Origin of the sequence: Pseudoalteromonas sp. PS5, from assembly GCF_004103255.1 — a bacterium.
Classification (GTDB): domain Bacteria; phylum Pseudomonadota; class Gammaproteobacteria; order Enterobacterales; family Alteromonadaceae; genus Pseudoalteromonas; species Pseudoalteromonas peptidolytica.
The window spans coordinates 1-17,724 of record NZ_RCSQ01000131.1 but is presented as its reverse complement, the minus strand read 5'-3'; the positions used below and the strand labels follow the sequence as shown (position 1 = coordinate 17,724).

Annotated in this window: 14 protein-coding genes; 12 read left to right on the top strand and 2 right to left on the bottom strand. The window is 43.3% G+C overall.

The window, feature by feature from the left end:
* The first annotated feature begins 154 nt into the window (after nucleotides 1-154).
* The 5 genes from D9603_RS15745 to D9603_RS15725 all read left to right on the top strand — a co-directional run bounded on the left by D9603_RS15745 (nucleotide 155) and on the right by D9603_RS15725 (nucleotide 5,972).
* Complete coding sequence (locus D9603_RS15745; protein WP_128732028.1) at nucleotides 155-1,255, top strand: phosphoribosylaminoimidazolesuccinocarboxamide synthase; 1,101 nt, start codon at nucleotides 155-157, stop codon at nucleotides 1,253-1,255.
* Between the two features lie 123 nt (nucleotides 1,256-1,378).
* Nucleotides 1,379-2,008, top strand: a complete 630-nt coding sequence (locus D9603_RS15740) for a methylamine utilization protein (protein ID WP_128732027.1) — start codon at nucleotides 1,379-1,381, stop codon at nucleotides 2,006-2,008.
* Nucleotides 2,005-4,341: an EAL domain-containing protein gene (locus D9603_RS15735; RefSeq protein WP_128732026.1), complete on the top strand. Its 2,337-nt coding sequence runs from the start codon at nucleotides 2,005-2,007 to the stop codon at nucleotides 4,339-4,341. The genes D9603_RS15740 and D9603_RS15735 overlap by 4 nt, the downstream gene beginning before the upstream one ends.
* Before the next feature lie 396 nt (nucleotides 4,342-4,737).
* On the top strand, nucleotides 4,738-5,139 hold the full coding sequence (locus D9603_RS15730) for an adenylyltransferase/cytidyltransferase family protein (protein ID WP_128732025.1): 402 nt from the start codon (nucleotides 4,738-4,740) through the stop codon (nucleotides 5,137-5,139).
* Nucleotides 5,140-5,141: 2 nt separating this feature from the next.
* Complete coding sequence (locus D9603_RS15725; protein ID WP_128732024.1) at nucleotides 5,142-5,972, top strand: sulfurtransferase; 831 nt, start codon at nucleotides 5,142-5,144, stop codon at nucleotides 5,970-5,972.
* 117 nt (nucleotides 5,973-6,089) lie between these two features.
* Here D9603_RS15725 and D9603_RS15720 read toward each other — a convergent pair whose 3' ends face one another.
* Nucleotides 6,090-7,058, bottom strand: coding sequence for a class 1 fructose-bisphosphatase (locus tag D9603_RS15720; protein ID WP_125253779.1), 969 nt, complete (start codon nucleotides 7,056-7,058; stop codon nucleotides 6,090-6,092).
* 154 nt (nucleotides 7,059-7,212) lie between these two features.
* Between D9603_RS15720 and D9603_RS15715 the strand changes: the two genes are divergently transcribed.
* Nucleotides 7,213-9,636 (top strand): zinc-dependent metalloprotease, encoded by a 2,424-nt coding sequence (locus tag D9603_RS15715; protein ID WP_128732023.1) that lies wholly within the window; start codon nucleotides 7,213-7,215, stop codon nucleotides 9,634-9,636.
* A gap of 330 nt (nucleotides 9,637-9,966) precedes the next feature.
* The gene (locus tag D9603_RS15710) at nucleotides 9,967-10,152 is read left to right on the top strand and encodes a hypothetical protein (protein ID WP_125253781.1); all 186 of its coding nucleotides are present in this window, start codon (nucleotides 9,967-9,969) and stop codon (nucleotides 10,150-10,152) included.
* A gap of 223 nt (nucleotides 10,153-10,375) precedes the next feature.
* Here the strand turns inward: D9603_RS15710 and argE are convergent, their stop codons facing one another.
* On the bottom strand, nucleotides 10,376-11,524 hold the full coding sequence (argE, locus tag D9603_RS15705) for an acetylornithine deacetylase (RefSeq protein ID WP_128732022.1): 1,149 nt from the start codon (nucleotides 11,522-11,524) through the stop codon (nucleotides 10,376-10,378).
* 175 nt (nucleotides 11,525-11,699) lie between these two features.
* Here argE and argC point away from each other — a divergent pair, with 175 nt between their 5' ends.
* Genes argC through argH form a run of 5 tightly spaced genes read left to right on the top strand, consistent with a single transcriptional unit; the run spans nucleotide 11,700 to nucleotide 17,519 of the window.
* Nucleotides 11,700-12,710 carry an N-acetyl-gamma-glutamyl-phosphate reductase gene (argC, locus tag D9603_RS15700; RefSeq protein ID WP_185745623.1) on the top strand — a complete coding sequence of 337 codons (1,011 nt, stop codon included), beginning with the start codon at nucleotides 11,700-11,702 and terminating at the stop codon, nucleotides 12,708-12,710.
* Nucleotides 12,707-13,486, top strand: a complete 780-nt coding sequence (gene argB, locus D9603_RS15695; protein ID WP_128732021.1) for an acetylglutamate kinase — start codon at nucleotides 12,707-12,709, stop codon at nucleotides 13,484-13,486. Before argC ends, argB begins: the two co-directional genes overlap by 4 nt.
* A 10-nt stretch (nucleotides 13,487-13,496) precedes the next feature.
* Nucleotides 13,497-14,417 carry an ornithine carbamoyltransferase gene (locus D9603_RS15690; protein ID WP_128732020.1) on the top strand — a complete coding sequence of 307 codons (921 nt, stop codon included), beginning with the start codon at nucleotides 13,497-13,499 and terminating at the stop codon, nucleotides 14,415-14,417.
* Nucleotides 14,418-14,427: 10 nt separating this feature from the next.
* Nucleotides 14,428-15,639 carry an argininosuccinate synthase gene (locus D9603_RS15685; RefSeq protein ID WP_128732019.1) on the top strand — a complete coding sequence of 404 codons (1,212 nt, stop codon included), beginning with the start codon at nucleotides 14,428-14,430 and terminating at the stop codon, nucleotides 15,637-15,639.
* Between the two features lie 14 nt (nucleotides 15,640-15,653).
* Nucleotides 15,654-17,519: an argininosuccinate lyase gene (gene argH / locus D9603_RS15680; protein WP_128732018.1), complete on the top strand. Its 1,866-nt coding sequence runs from the start codon at nucleotides 15,654-15,656 to the stop codon at nucleotides 17,517-17,519.
* Nucleotides 17,520-17,724: the final 205 nt, after the last annotated feature.

Below are 17,724 nucleotides of genomic sequence, written 5' to 3'. Positions count from 1 at the left end.
TTATCGACAAGGTTTTCTCGCCTCAAAATAGACCACTTAATTAAGATAATTGGTATTAAATTGTGATTTTTGTTCAGCTCGACTATTATAGCGCCCCTAACCCCCTCATTATTTTGTGCCCTTTAGCAAGGCACATCCTGTCATCGGAGTAACAATGAGTAGCTACAAAGTTTTAGACGTCAATGACGATCTTCCAATTCGCACTAAAGGTGCGGTTCACAGCGGTAAAGTACGTTCAGTTTATTGGTTAACCGACGCCGACAGTGCGCGTTTAATTGAAGAAAAAGGCTATGATGTTCCGTCCGGTACAGAATTGGCAATCATGGTGATCTCAGATCGTATTTCAGCATTTGATTGTATCTGGCAAGGCGAAAATGGCCTTAATGGTGTCCCAGGTAAAGGGATTGCGCTCAATAGTGTTGCGGCGCATTGGTTCTCCTTATTTAATGAAGCGGGCCTTGCGGGTAACCATATTGTCGATATTCCACATCCTTATGTTTGGATTGTACGTAAAGCCAGTACAGTAAGAGTTGAGGCGATAGCGCGCCGATATATTACTGGCAGCATGTGGCGTGACTATGCCAAAGGAGTTCGGTCGTTTTGTGGCTTGCAGCTACCTGAAGGTTTAGAAGCCAATCAGAAGCTGGATGATGTTTTGATTACACCGTCAACGAAAGGGATCATCAAAGGAGTCGCTGATGTACCGGAAGTGGATGACGTGAATATTTCTCGTCAAAACATTGAAGATAACCTTAGTGCATTTAACTTCAAATCAGCCGCTGATGTGGATAAGTACGAACAGTTGCTCACTGAAGGCTTTACTCTGATCAGCAACGAGCTGAAAAAGCTTGATCAGATCTTTGTCGATACCAAGTTCGAGTTTGGCTATGTTGAAGACAAAGACGGCCAAGCGCGCTTAATTTATATCGACGAAGTTGGTACGCCTGACTCATCTCGCATTTGGGATGGGCCTGCTTACCGTGATGGCAAGATAGTTGAAAACTCAAAAGAAGGGTTCCGCCAACTCCTGATAAACAATGTGCCTGACAGCGATGTATTACTAAATAAAGATCGTATGCCAGAGCGTGAAGCGCTTGCCCGTGATTATTTATTGCCAGAAGCGGTAATGATGTCTGTGAGCGAAACTTACGTGGGTATTGCCAGTAAAATTGTTGGCCGTGAGTTAGTCATTCCAACAGATCCACGTCAAGAAGTCATTGATATTCTTGATAAGCATTACGGTCTTATCAAATAACTTTCACACACCAATTTGTTTGCCTTAATAACAAGTTTATTAAGGCAGATTTTCTTATTTGCTTGCTTTTCGAGGCAAGGTCTCTTTTACTTAACCTAATTATTACGATTAATAGAGCTGCTGATGCGTGCCTTTCTTTTGCCTCAATTTTGGCTGTTGCTGCTATGCGCTTTGACTAGTCGCGTCGTGGCGGCTACGCAGTTGCGGATTGTTGATGAAAACGGTATGTCGCTTCAGCATGCCGTTGTTGAATTGCAATCGTCAGCAGCACAACCAATCGCAAACAACATCGCTATTATGGATCAGCTCGATAAGGCCTTTGTGCCCTTTGTGTTAGCAATTCAGCCAGGGCAAGAGATTAGCTTCCCAAATAGCGATGATATTCGTCATCACGTTTATTCATTTTCACAAACCAAGCCATTTGAACTAAAACTTTACTCTGGTACGCCAAATCAACCACTTATGTTTGAAAAAGCAGGAATAGTAGTGTTAGGTTGTAATATCCATGATTCAATGGTGGGCTATATTTATATCGCTGAACAGCCGGTATTGATAACGGATGCACAAGGCTTGGTTAATTTACCAGACAATATTGATACCGTGATGGTATGGCATCCTTATCAAACTAAAGATATCGATAAAAAACAAACTGTTCAGATCGAAAGCAAAAATAGTCAGATATCGATAACAATTGAAATAACCACTCCAGCGCCACGCAATACGTTTGGGGCGCGCTTCGGGCAGCATGAATGAACAATAGTTTTAAACATAAAATAATCAGTCTATGTATTGCGCTTATTTTGTTAACCGCAGGAATAAGCTTGGCAAGTTTTTGGTGGTCTACAAGTAAATTTAATGAAGCTCAAGTACAACGAAAAATCCAAGTCGCACAAAATGTGTATCAACAGTACTTGAAAGCAAGAGAGCGCCTGCTGGTCACTGCTGCGACGGTACTGACAGCTGACTTTGGTTTTAAGCAGGCTGTCGCAACACGAGATGCACAAACAATAAGTAGCGTATTACTCAATCACTCCCGCAGAATAGACGCTGATCTGATGCTGTTGCTAGATGTTAATGGTGATCTTATCTCTGCAAATGCTCAAGGTATAGAGGTACCAAGCGATATTCGCACTTGGATGCAAGTATTGAAAAATCATCAAGATCACTCCGCTTTCGTAGTGTTGAGTGAGCAGCTTTATCAAGTCATCATTTTACCTGTTCGTGCGCCAAGAACGATCGCATATTCAGTAATAGGGTTTGAAGTTGGTAAATCTGTTGCTGAGGAACTAAAAGAACTCACAGGTATGGAGAGTAGTTTTGTTGGTGCGACTGACAAGCTCAAAGCCAGCTCTGTTGCTGGTTTGTCCCTCGGAAGTGATCTCTTTGCTTTTCTTGAGTCGCAAAAGACAACTCGATGGCTTGGCGAGTATGCGGTTTATAAAAGCGCCGAAGTGAATTTACCATCACTGGAGAGTAATCCCATTAGTTTAGTGTTAAGTGCAGACCTAACGACGCAATATCAAGAGTTCGATAAAATGGTGTTTACTATTATATTGCTCTCCACAGCTACTATTTTACTCGGCTTTATTACCAGCGGCATTGTTGCAAAAAACCTTACTACACCACTTAGTAAGCTAACTGAGCTTGCTAAGCGATTTGCTAAAGGCGACTACTCAGCCAAATTAGAAGAGTCTCGCCCAACACAAGAGATATGCCAGTTGGTTGATGCCTTTAATGAGATGGGTGAAGATATTCAAGAGCGCGAAGAGCAAATTCGATTTCAAGCAAGTCATGATTACCTAACTGGCTTTTATAATCGTAATGCTGCACTGGATAAGTTACATAAAGTACTTGCAGGTGGTACTGAATATTATTTTATTGCCATAGACATAAAAGGGCTACGTCATATTAATGACAAGTTAGGGCCTCGTGTTGGAGACGATTGTATCAAAGCCGTAGCGCAGCGCATTGCAGAGATAAATGCTTCTGACACAGGGTTGAATGTGCGTTTAGGAGGCGATGAGTTTTTAGTTGCCCATCAAGCGCAAGCGTGTGAAGACCCACAGCAAGCTGTATTAGGTATTGTGCAGTGTGCACAGCGGTTAAATCAAGACTTGAGTCAGCCCTATATGGTACAAGGACTGGATATTTCTCTTCGCTTTAGTATTGGCGTAGTGCATTATCCCAAACAAGCACATACCCCAGAAGATGTAGTGCGTCGTGCCTTGATTGCGGTAGATACAGCAGCACATGATGGTCATGAAGTTTACTATTATCAGTCAGGTGAGGATGAAGCTCACCTAGAGCGGTTGCAAATCATTGACGAGTTGAGACAAGCAATCAACAGTGATGATGGTCAATTGTTTATGACATATCAGCCAAAACTCAATATGAAAAGCAATCGCATTGATAAAGTTGAAGCACTGATCCGGTGGCAGCGTAACAATGGTGAATGGGTATCTCCTGAACTGTTTATTGATTTGGCCGAGCAGTCGGGGCTAATTGTAGATTTGACTCAGTGGGTACTCAATACAGTAATAGCGCAGGTCTCTAATTGGAGCAGACAAGGTGAGCATATAAAAGCAGCCATCAATGTATCGGCTCAAGACATTATCGATAAAGATTTTCTACCACATTTACAATCATTGCTACAGCGTCATAAGGTGCAGCCTGAGCTTATCACTATTGAGCTTACGGAGCGTGACATGATAGAAAACGAAGAAAAAGGCATTTCGGTTTTGCAAGCGCTTAAGCGTTTAGGTGTACAGGTTTCACTCGATGATTACGGTGTTGGCCAAACGTCGCTTGGGCGACTTAAAATGTTGCCAATAGATGAATTGAAACTCGATAAGGTATTCATTTTAAAATTGGCACAGTCTGAAAAAGACCAATTTATTGTAAACTCAACCATTACGCTTGGGCATCAACTTGGTTTTAGTGTGGTGGCAGAGGGAGTAGAAGACAAAGCATCACTTGAGCTATTAGCAGATATGCAGTGCGACTACGCACAGGGCTATTATTTAAGTAAACCGCTTAAAGCTGACGACTTTGACTTATGGTTAGGAAGGTATCATGAGGTGGGGTGAGCTTGCCATTATCACCATGTTATTTGGGACATCAGCCTATGGTAAGGAGGATAAGCTGTAGGCCACTCTTGCTGGCTACGCTTTAAAAGATACGGAGTGAGCCTGTGGGTTTTATAGTAGAGCGAGTTTGAGAAGCTACCAGCTCGATTAGTGGAGCTTCGGCCAATATCTTCAACCGAGTGGAGTTAAGTTTTGCCCGAGAAACTTTGATGTTGACGCCCTTAACCTAGATATTCAGCAAAAAAGCTGAATTCTTTAGGGGATTTCTGTACTCTTAGTGGCATTAATCCAAAGTGTAGTCATAGCCTATACTCATTTATCGGTATGATGTTTGATACGCATAATACCAATTCACTTAACTAAGATAATTGGTATAACTTGTAGAAGAGAGTTAGTTTGAAAAAAGTCATTACATTCGGCACCTTTGATATTTTCCACGTTGGCCATGTAAACATTCTAGAACGTGCACGTGCGCTTGGTGATTACCTTATTGTCGGGATTTCATCAGATGAGTTGAATTTCTCTAAAAAAGGTAGAAACCCAGTTTACTCTATTGCTGAACGCTTAAAAATAATCAGCTCTTTACGGTTTGTTGATGAAGTGTTTGTTGAGGAGTCTTTGGAGTTAAAAGCGCAGTATCTACGAGACTTTGATGCTGATGTACTGGTAATGGGCGATGACTGGAAGGGGAAGTTTGATATTTATAAGGATATTTGTGATGTAGTGTATCTAGAGCGCACCCCTTCTATATCAACAACCGAGATTATTGAAGTGGTACGTCAGCCTAGGGACAACTAATCATGAAGCATGCGGTGGATGTAACTTGGCTTTTTGCTAATTTAGCGCGCGTAAAGGTACTTGATGCGGGCATCGTTAAACCCGATCAGCAGGGACCATACCAACCACCCGCAAAGATCCAAGGTGCGCTACGGTTTGATATTAGTGGTGCACTGTGTGCCGAGCAAGCTAAAACGCCGAATATGTGCTGTAGTGCCGCTCAGTTTCAGGCAGAAATGCGCCAGCTTGGCATTAACCATGATGATGTGCTGGTGGTGTACGATGATAAAGGCATGTTTAGTGCGGCAAGAGCATGGTATATGCTCAAAAAAATGGGACATGAGCAAGTTTTTGTACTAGATGGCGGACTTCCTGCTTGGTGTGAAAAGCAGTATCCAACCTGCCAATCCTACCTGATGCCAGCGACAGCTGGAGACTTTGTCGCAAACTTCGATGATAGTGCATTTATTGATAAAGATGCTGTGATTGCCAATATACCATCACAACAAAGTCTATTGATTGACGCCAGAGGCGCGAAGCGATTTTCTGGAGAAGAGCCGGAGCCCCGTGCAGATATGCGCAGCGGTCATGTGCCTAAAAGTAAAAACCTGCCTTACACGCGTTTATTAAACGCCGATGGCTGCTTTAAACCACTCACTGAGCTTGAAGTGTTATATAGCGACTTATCAAAAAATAAGACTAAGCCTCTGATATTCTCTTGTGGTTCAGGTGTTACAGCTTGTATTTTAGCGCTGGTGGCTGACGAGCTAGGTTACCAACAGTTGACGGTATATGACGGCTCGTGGAGTGAATGGGGCGCTGATCCCGATGTCCCAGTTGAAACAGTAACCTAAACTGGATATCACGTCTGATGAGAGTGATGTTACACTTTTGAGCTGGAAAAATGTCACCTCATGTAGGGTCGTTGGTTGAAAAAGGGCACCACTACATGGCCCCTTTTTCGTTTTCAATTACTTGTGATAAGCAAGGCAAGCTTCAACTTCGTTCTTCGATCCTAAAATAACACCAACGCGCTGGTGTATTTCTTCAGGTTGAATATCCAAAATACGCTCACGGCCAGTATGTGCAATACCACCAGCTTGCTCGATAAGCATCGCCATAGGGTTTGCTTCGTAAAGCAAGCGAAGTTTAAACGGTTTGTTAGGATCTTTACGATCTTCTGGGTAGGTGAATAGGCCACCACGACATAATACACGGTGAACATCTCCTACCATTGCTGCTATCCAGCGCATATTGAAGTTTTTACCGCGAGGTCCGGTTTCTCCTGCAAGCAAATCCTCGATGTAGTTTTGCATAGGAGGTGTCCAATGGCGTTGATTGGAAGCGTTAATGGCAAACTCTTTTGTGTCCTCTGGTATCTCAGCGAAATCTTGCGTTAACAAGAAGCTTCCGTGGGTCTTATCTAGCGTGAATAGGCGTGTACCTTTACCTGTGGAAAGCGCTAGCATAGTCGATGGGCCGTACAATACGTAACCCGCTGCGACTTGTTTATGGCCAGGCTGCATGAAAATTGCAGGATCGCTTGGATCAGAACCCTCTGGCGCTTCCATAATTGAGAAAATTGTACCAACTAGTGAATTAATGTCAGTATTTGAAGAGCCATCGAGCGGGTCAAAGGCAACAATATACTTAGCGTTAGGATCACCTGCCACCGTGAAGTCTTCCTCTTCAGAAGCAATGGCTTTTACATATCCAGACTCAAGCAAAATATCTTTTAAGAGTTGATTTGACAATACATCGAGTTTCTTTTGAGTTTCACCTTGGATATTTTCATCAAGGGTAGAGCCAAGTACGCCTGAGAGTGCACCTTGACCAACTCGGAACGATATTTCTTTACATGCCGCGAGAATGGTACGGATAAGAGATACCAACTCACGAGAACAACCATCTTCTACTAACACCGGAGGGAGTCTACGCATTTTTTAAGTCCTGATTACTTTGTGTTTATAGCAATAAATAATGTGAGAGGTGCTATAAACTGCGCTGTAATTCGTCTTGAAAGGCTGTAAATTGTATACGATTTCAGATACAACTGGGGTTAAGCCTCAAAACCATAAATAACAAAGAGCAGCCATGAGCAAAATAAAGTACTTCACTCACACTGTGTCGGCTTTGTTGTTGTGTATGATAACTCATGCACACGCAGCAATTAAGCCTATAGATGAATTTACTGCCAGTTTTAATCATCACCCCGGTTTTTACGCCTTTTACAGTGACGCTTCAAGCGGCAAGTTATATTTAGACATCGACAAGTTTAATGCACCCTTCTTACTACAGCATAGCTTACCCTACGGCATTGGTTCTAATGATATTGGTTTAGATAGAGGCCAGTTAGGTGGCACCCACCTTGTTCAGTTTGAACGCTTTGGTGATAAAGTCATGCTTCGTGCGATAAATACGTATTATCGTGCTAGTGCCAATAATGAAGCGGAAAAACAAAGTGTGAAAGAGGCCTTTGCCTCAAGCATACTGCATGGGTTTAAAGTCGTCGCTGAGGATAACGACAGTGTACTGATAGACTATACCCCTTATTTACTTAGTGATGTGCATGGGGTTTCTCGTACGCTTGCTAGGCGAAACCAAGGCACGTTTTCCCTAGACAGCAGCCGCAGCGCAGTATTTATGCCACGCTCAAAGGCATTTATAAAAAATACGGAACTGGAGGCTGTGCTGACTTTTACAGGTAATAAGCCTGGAGAGTATGTTCGTCAAGTCAGTGCAGATCCTCACGCGCTCACCGTACATCAACACCACTCTTTGATTGAGCTTCCCGAGGACAATTATCAGCCGCGGGCATTTCATCCGCAATCGGGTTACTGGAGTATTGAGCATAAAGATTACTCTGCACCACTTGGAGAGTCGATGCTAGTGCGCTACATTCCGCGCCATCGTTTAGAGAAAAAAGATCCAACTGCGCCAGTATCAGAAGCGGTAAAACCAATCGTATATTACCTAGACCCAGGCGTACCTGAGCCGGTGAGAACCGCATTACTTGATGGTGCAAAGTGGTGGGATCAAGCATTTGAAGCTGCGGGCTATAAAAATGCTTTTCAGGTCAAAATCTTACCTGAGCATGCTGATCCCATGGATATTCGCTACAACGTGATCCAGTGGGTGCATCGTGCGACGCGAGGTTGGTCATACGGCGCATCGGTGATCGACCCACGTACCGGTGAAATTTTAAAAGGGCATGTTACGCTAGGCTCGTTGCGTGTGCGCCAAGATATCCTTATTGCAGAGGCTCTTTCTGCGCCGTTTGTTGAAGGAAATGAGACCACCGAGCGGTTACATGCGATGGCACTGGAGCGTATCCGTCAACTCAGTGCCCACGAAATAGGCCACACTTTGGGGATTGCGCACAATTTCTCTGCATCGGTACAAGACCGAGCATCTGTGATGGATTACCCTCATCCACTGGTAAGTTTTGAAAATGGCAAGTTAGATGTGACCCAAGGTTATGCTAAAGGAATGGGCGCATGGGATACGCAGGTTATTAAATATGGTTACAGTGACTTTCGCGGTGCCGATGAGGCCACTGAGCTTGCTGCCATCCTAGCTGAAAATAAAGCGCTGGAGCTGGAGTTTATTTCGGACTCAGATGCCAGGGCTAAAGGCGGTGCACACCCCACAGCTCACCTTTGGGATAATGGCGCAGATCCTGCTGCTGAGCTACGGCGAGTACTAGAGGTACGTCAACAAGCCTTGGATACTTTTGGAATTAACAGCATTAAAAAAGGAGTTGCGCTGTCACAGTTAGAAGAAAGACTCGTGCCGCTTTATTTATTCCATCGCTATCAAGTTGAAGCTGCGGTTAAACTTATCGCGGGGGTAGACTATGACTATGAAGTACGTGGTGAAGAGGTAATAAAAGGAGCGCAAGTCGTTGACAAGGCACGGCAACAAAGTGCAACAAACGCACTATTGGACACGCTTTCACCTGATACCTTGGCTATCGCGGAGTCGATTTTAGCTTTGATCCCACCCAAAGCTTATGGAGAGTATAAAACTCGCGAGAGTATCAAAGGTCGCACAGGGCTAACCCTAGATGCCATGGCGCTTCCAGAGGTTGCTGCACAGCATAGTCTAGATTTATTGTTACATCCTCAACGTTTAAACCGCCTCGCACAACAACATGCGCGCGACCCTGAATCTTTTGGCACACAGGCGCTACTAGATTCAATGTATACACGCGTATTTGAGCAATCAGAGAGTGCTGGTATGAGACAAAAACTAAAGCAAAGGGTGCAATATCTAAGCGCGGTGAAACTGGTGACACTGAGTCAAAGTGATAAGGTCGCTCCTGAAGTGCAAGCGCAACTAAAGTTTTATTTAGCAAAAATAGTGAGCGCGTTTAGCCACTCATCGGTGTTTAACGACGTATCATTTGATAAGGCGTTCAGGCATATGCTAGCTGAGCAAATAAACCAGTATCTACGTTCAGGTGAATGGAGCGGGCACTTTAAAACACTCGATATGCCACCAGGCTCACCAATCTAATATACAACCTTCACCATAGGTGGTTTTCACTTTGCTTGAACTTGGATTAATAACATGCTCTTTAGTCGTTGTTTGTTTGAGTTCAAGCCTTACTGCTTGAATATAGAACTGTGCACTTTTTTAGTGTTATTGAAAGCTAAATTATCAACAAAAAAGAAATTATTTATTGACAATAGTACCTTTTTTGGTAATTTCAAATGACTGCTATTTAGGCTTGTATGGGTACAAACTCAATTTAGCAGACATAATTAGGCCAGTTTTATTATTTCGTTAAGTGATAACATTGGCTGTATTCTGAGATATTGGATTATTTCAACAGGAAAATTGAAAATGAAACTAAACCTAAATAAAAAAAGCATCAAAAATCTATCTCGTGATAACAAAGCGCTACCTGTAAACGCAACTCCAGCTATTGCCGGTGGTGTAGCAACAAACCTATGTAACAGCGATGGTTTACGTTGCGACAGACCGACTACATACACTATGTCTATTGTGATTTGTAAAACTGAAATGTAAGCCTATTCAGTAATCAGGTAAACCTGAACTCAGGTTGCTACTGATATAGAAAAACCTCGTCAAAATATGGCGAGGTTTTTTAGTATCTACTGTTAGCGATAGCAGAGCGCGGCTATCGGCAATACTTTCTCGCCTCAAAATAGACTACTCAATAAAGATAAAGGATATAAACCCAATATTTATCCAAATCTTAAGATGGTTATATACCCTCTCTTTATGACTTCTATAAAAAGCAACTCTCTTTAATCAAACGTGTCAGTATCGCTTGGCTGGGCTGAATTTTTTCCATTGCTAGAAATTCATTTGGTTGGTGTGCTTGGTTAATAGAGCCTGGCCCCATCACAATGGTTTCGCAGCCAAGTTGCTGCAAAAATGGTGCTTCAGTACAGTAGTTAACCGCAATCGCTTGCTGCCCTGATATGCGCTCAGCCATCTTGACCAGCGCAGAGTCTGTCGAGCCAGTAAACGCAGGAATAGGGTCGTGCATATCCATAACCGAAACACAGTGTGGATAGCGAGCGTTAATGGGCGCAACTGCATCTATCAACATGCCTTGTAGCTCTTTAATACTCAACCCAGGTAAAGGGCGTATATCAATATGTAATTCGCAGCAGCCACAAATACGGTTTGCATTATCGCCACCATGGATGTGCCCAAGGTTTAGAGTTGGATAGGGAATTGCGAAATGTTTTATTGAATATTTATTCTTTAATTCTTCTCTTAACTTTAATAAATTTGCAATCACTTGGTGCATGATCTCAATGGCATTTAGGCCTCGTTCAGGGTCTGAACTATGCCCTGAACGACCAACAATACGAATGGCGCTGGTCATATGCCCCTTATGAGTAAAGACGGGCACCATATCGGTAGGTTCACCAATCACACAGCGTGCAGGTCTTAGGTTGGGGTGCTTAGCGATAGCCTGTGCACCAGCCATGGTTGTTTCTTCATCAGCGGTAGCTAAAATCATGATTGGTGCACATTGCTCACACTCATCTAATTCACCAATAGCGTTTAATACAAAGGCAAAAAAACCTTTCATATCAATACTGCCAAGGCCATAAAGTTTATTGTCTTCCATGCTCAATTTAAATGGATCAAATTGCCATCGACTTTCATCAAATGGCACGGTATCGGTATGTCCCGCTAACATTAAGCCGCCATCACCACTACCTCGTCTTGCAATCAGGTTGTACTTACCTTTTGCCTGTTCAAGTTCCGTCACTTCAACTGTAAACCCTAACGTTTCGCACCACTGTGCGAGTAGCTGGATCACATTCCGATTGCTCATGTTTAGACTTTCTTCTAATGCACTGATAGATGGCGCTGCGATCAGCTGTTGGTACATGTCCATAAAAGCGGGAAGTTTCATAAAAATTCCTAAAATACTTATTCAAAGTTCTTGCATAAAAATATAAAGGTGTTTAAAGTGAATATCAATTCACTTTTTTAGCATAAATATATTAAGAGGCAGCAATGCGACGATTTGACTTCAACACTTAGAAAAAACAATTCCAATTAAACTTTTTAATCTTGAGAGTACTATGTTGAATGTATCTATAATCGGAGCGAGCGGCTACAGTGGTGCTGAGCTTGCTAAGCTGGTTGCCAGACACCCTGAATTTTCCCTTACGCACTGCTTTGTGTCTGAACAAAGCACAGATAAACACAAACTCATCAGCGAGTTATATCCAGAACATACAGGCTTGTTAGATATTGAACTTGAACCACTAAATCAGCAAGCATTTTCGCTCATTGAACAATCTACAGATTACGTTTGTTTGTGCACTGACCATAAGGTAAGCGTGGAGCTTGCTCCGGTGTTTTTACAAATGGGAAAGCGAGTATTTGATCTTTCTGGTGGTTACCGCTTATCTGACAATGAGGATTATGAAACCTACTACGGCTTTTCTCATCCATACCAAGACTGGCTAACACAAGCGCAATATGGTTTAGCTGAGTGGTATGGCGATGCGATTAAAGCGGCGAAGTTGGTGGCCGTTGCTGGTTGTTACCCAACCGCTGCGCTCAATGCACTCAAACCATTACAACAGGCTGACTTGATATCAGCGCAGCCTGTGATCATCAACGCTGTTTCTGGTGTAACAGGTGCTGGTAGAAAGGCGAATGTTACAAGCCATTTTTGTGAGGTATCACTCGCACCATACGGTTTGTTTACGCACAGACATACCCCCGAAATTGAGAAATATCTAAGTCATCCAGTGTTGTTTACGCCGCATTTAGGAAATTTTAAGCGTGGTATCTTAGAAACAATCTACGTCACTCTGAAGGAAAATGTCACTGCAAATCAAGTCGATGCTGCTTACCAGGTGCTGGCTGATGAACCACTTATTAGACTAAAGGCAAGTCAACTTCCATCAATTAAAGCTGTTGAAAATCAGCCTTTTGTTGATATTGGTTGGCAACAAAAAGGCAATCAGCTGATCGTGGTGGTGGCAATTGACAACTTGCTTAAAGGCGCGGCAGGGCAAGCGTTACAGTGCATGAATTTGGCGGCGGGGTTGGATCATTATCAAGGTTTAGGAATGTCAGCATGAGCAAACAAACTTGGGTGATTAAACTTGGTGGTGCGGTGCTGAATCAATCAGGTGCAGCGCAAGCACTATTTTTAGCCATTAAACAAATTCAACAAAGTGCACCACATAAACAGTTTGTAATTGTTCATGGTGGTGGGGCATTAGTTGACAAATGGTTAGCAGATGCCGGGTTTGCTACGGCAAAACATCAAGGTCTGCGCATAAGCCCACAAGAGCAAATGCCTTATATTGTTGGTGCGCTTGCTGGCTGTGCAAACAAGCAACTGATGGCAGATGCCATAACGGCGCAGCTTAATCCTGTCGGGTTGTGCTTGTACGATGCTGGGTTTACGACCACTCAAAAACTAAAAGCATTAGGTCGTGTCGGTACATGTGAAGCGACCGCTGGAGGGATGCTTGAAGCTATATTGGAGTTCGACAAGTTACCAGTGGTGAGCTCAGTGGGTATTGGTGTTGATGGTCATTTGTACAATGTCAATGCTGATGAAGCAGCCGCTGCAATTGCCAATAAACTGGGGGCTGAACTTATTTTGATGACGGATGTTTCTGCGGTACTGGATGAAAACAAACAGCCACTAAATCAGCTCAACGCAGAACAAATTACTACGTTAATCGCACAAAAGGTCATTGTGGGCGGGATGGAGGTCAAAGTTAAGACCAGTCTTCACGCTGCCCAACACTTACGACGAGGGGTGTACATCTCTAGCTGGAAAAAGCCAGAAAACTTAATTGCACTGCTCAATGGTGAGCATGTGGGTACACAAATACTTCCGTAGGATCAAAACCATGACAAAACACTTTTTAACCGGTTTGGAATTAGATCAAGCCAAAGTAATCGCGTTGCTGAAACTTGCAAAAAATATAAAGGATCATCCACAAGAATATAACCAAGTCCTTGCTGGGAAATCTATCGTTACCTTATTTGAAAAACCGAGTTTAAGAACTCGACTTTCGTTTGATATTGGTATTCACAAATTAGGTGGCCATGCCGTTTATCTTGACCAGCAAAATGGCGCCATGGGAGCGCGTGAGTCTGTAAAAGATTTTGCCTTAAACATCGCAACATGGGCTGATGGATTAGTTGCTCGAGTCAATCATCACAGTACGCTTGAAACATTGGCGGAGTTTTCATCTGTTCCTGTAGTCAATAGCTTGTGCGATCTTTACCACCCATGCCAAGCTTTAGCTGACTTTCTTACCTTATTTGAAACCTATCAGGATGTCAGCCAAATCAAAATTGCCTATCTTGGTGAGGGGAATAACGTTACTCACTCGTTGATGCTGCTTGCAGCGACATTAGGTAGTGACTTTGTTGCTGTATGTCCAAAAGGCCATTCTCCTGATGCCCAAATTGTTAAACAAGCAGAGCAGATTGCTGCGGTAAATGGGGCATCTGTATTAGTCAGTGACCGAGTGGAAGCGGCTGCTGGGGCAAATGTACTCTATGCTGACACTTGGGTATCAATGGGAAATCAGACACCACTTGAACAAGTGAAAGACACATTTATGCCCTACCAAATCAACCAAAAATTGCTAGAGGCTTGCGGTGCACAAACTGTGCTGCATTGTCAGCCTGCCCACCGTGAGTTTGAAATTACGTCTGAAGTAATGGATGGGCCGAAGTCAAAAATTATTCAACAAGCAGAAAACCGTATGCATGCGCAAAATGCACTGTTGGTATCGCTGTTTAACAAAGATTACGTTTGAGGTGAGAAACATGAGCAAGATTAATAAGGTTGTACTGGCTTATTCGGGTGGTTTAGATACATCAGCGATTGTCCCTTGGTTAAAAGAAAACTATGGGTGTGAAGTAGTTGCATTTGTTGCGGATGTCGGTCAAGGCGAAGAAGAGCTTGCCGGAGTGGAGCAAAAGGCAATCGCGTCAGGTGCTTCTGCTTGTTATGTCGTTGACCTAAAAGAAGAAATGGTTAGCGACTATATTTATCCAACGCTGAAAACAGGCGCAACCTACGAAGGCACTTATTTGCTTGGTACCTCAATGGCTCGTCCTATTATCGCGAAAGCACAAGTGGAGATCGCACGCAAAGTTGGCGCTGATGCTTTATCTCATGGCTGCACCGGTAAGGGAAATGATCAAGTGCGATTTGAGTCTTGTTTTTCTGCCCTTGCCCCTGATCTTCAAGTGATTGCGCCGTGGCGTGAATGGTCATTATCAAGTCGAGAATCGTTACTCGATTACTTGGCCGAGCGAAATATTCCTTGTGCTGCCTCTGCCACTAAAATTTATAGCCGTGATGCCAATGCGTGGCACATTTCCCATGAAGGGGGGGAATTAGAAGATCCGTGGAATGAACCAAGTTCACAAGTGTGGACTATGACAAACTCCCCTGAAGCGGCACCAGATAAGCCTGAATATGTGTCATTATTAGTCGAAAAAGGGGAGATCACAGCGGTTAACGGTGAGCGTTACTCTCCATATCAATGCTTAGTGAAACTCAATGAGATTGCGGCGCCGCATGGTGTCGGTCGGGTCGATATTGTTGAAAACCGGTTAGTTGGTATGAAATCTCGTGGTTGCTATGAAACACCGGGAGGCACAGTGATGATGGCTGCTTTACAAGCCATAGATGAGCTAGTTCTAGATAAATCATGCCGTAAATGGAAAGCCAGCTTGAGTGAGGAGTTTGCACATCTCGTTTATGACGGTCGTTGGTTTACGCCTCTCAAAGACTCTATTTTGGCAGCGGCTGAATCATTCGCACAACAAGCAACAGGGGAAGTGGTACTTAAGCTTTATAAAGGCCATGTGCAGGCCGTTCAAAAGCAGTCAATAAATAGCTTGTACAGCGAGGACTTCGCGACCTTTGGTGAGGATGACGTGTATGACCAATCACATGCTGAAGGCTTTATTCGTCTTTTCTCTCTGTCTAGCCGTATTTCGGCATTAAACAAACTAAAACAGCAATAAATTAGGAGCATAAAATGGCATTATGGGGCGGCCGTTTTTCATCAGGTCCTGATGAAGCATTTAAGCAATTTAATGATTCTTTGCCATTTGACTATCAGTTGGCAGAACAAGATATTGTTGGTTCTATCGCTTGGGCTGGAGCACTGAAACAGGTTGACATATTAAGTGAAGGTGAGCACCAGCAGATTGTTTCAGCACTTAAGCTACTATTGGATGAGGTGCTTGCTGATCCTCATAGCGTTGCAAGGGCTGGATATGAAGATATTCATTCGTATGTTGAAGCTAAACTAATCGACAAAGTTGGCGATTTAGGTAAAAAGCTGCACACAGGGCGAAGCCGTAATGATCAGGTAGCGACTGATTTTAGATTGTGGAGTCGAAAAACGGCGCAGCAGCTACTAAATGCGTTGAGCAGGCTTAAACAGGCACTAGTCACGCTGGCTGAGCAAGAGTTAGGTACCATTTTGCCAGGTTATACTCATTTGCAGCGTGCACAGCCAGTTTTATTTAGTCATTGGTGTATGGCGTATGTAGAAATGATTGAGCGAGATGAGTCACGGCTGCATGATGCTTTAGATCGCTTGAACGTGTGCCCTTTAGGCTCAGGCGCACTAGCTGGCACTGCGTATCCCATTGACCGTCAAGCACTGGCGGTCAACCTTGGGTTTAGAGAAGCTGCTCGCAATAGTTTAGATGCGGTATCTGACCGGGACTTTGTCGTTGAGTTGCTAAGCTGTGCTTCTATCTCAATGATACATTTATCCCGTTTTTCTGAAGATTTGATTTTTTACAATTCTGGTGAGTCAGGGTTTATAGAGCTGGCGGACAGTGTAACTTCAGGCTCATCTCTTATGCCTCAAAAAAAGAACCCTGACGCATTGGAGTTAATCCGTGGCAAAACAGGGCGAGTTTTTGGTGCATTCAGTGCCATGATGATGACATTAAAAGCACTACCACTTGCATACAATAAAGATATGCAGGAAGACAAAGAAGGTTTATTTGATGCCATGCCGACTTGGCTTGCCTGTATTCATATGGCTGAAGCGTGTGTAAAAGGCATTAAAGTCAATGGTGACAAAACGCTTGCAGCAGCCAAAGGAGGACATGCTAACGCAACTGAGCTGGCTGACTATCTTGTTGCTAAAGGGATCCCCTTTAGAGAAGGTCATCATATTGTTGGGGAGTTAGTGCAGTTAGCAATTAGCAAAGGACAAAATCTTGAGAACTTGAGTATCGAAGAGTTTCAGCAGGTATGTTCAGTGATCGAAAAAGATGTATATCCTGTACTTGAAATTGACGCATGTATTGCCGCCCGCCAAGCATTAGGCGGCACTTCTTTGCCGCAAGTGACAAAAGCGATTAAAGCGGCAAAAAAAAAGCGAAAAATTCAAGTTCGTGATGCCAATTTAGATGATGTCGAAGCGATAGCGGAGCTTATACAGTACTGGGCAAAGGTGGGGGAAAACCTACCTCGAGCCAAGAGTGACATGACCCATAGTATTAATGAGTTTGCAGTGACTGAAGTTGACGGCAAAGTGACAGGATGTGCATCGTTATATATCTATGACACTGGGCTTGCTGAGATCCGCTCTTTGGGGGTGAATCCCAATTGCAATGTGAAGGGGCAAGGTCAAAGGTTGGTTGAGCACTTATTAGAGAAAGCCAAAAAGTTGGCGCTTAATCGGATAATCGTACTCACTAGAGTGCCAGGTTTTTTCACAAAGCAAGGTTTTAATAACTGTACTAAAGACAGTTTGCCTGAAAAAGTCATGAAGGATTGCGAGCTGTGCTTGCGAAAAGATAATTGTGATGAAATTGCTATGGATTTCATTATAAAACAATCATCTAGCTTAAGTATTCCATGTAAATTTGTGGCTTAATAGTCATCAGGTATTGGGTAAGGGCGCGCATTATTTGGCGCGTTTTTTATAAGTTGACTTGTTTTATGTTAATTTTGTGTAAATGTTGGCATGTTGTGTGCTTGATATTTCCTGATAATTTTGTAGACGACTCTGTTTAGGAGTTGAATTGATATTTTGTATTTTTGAGGGAAATCATGAAAAAAGCCATCTTAGCTAGAAAAAA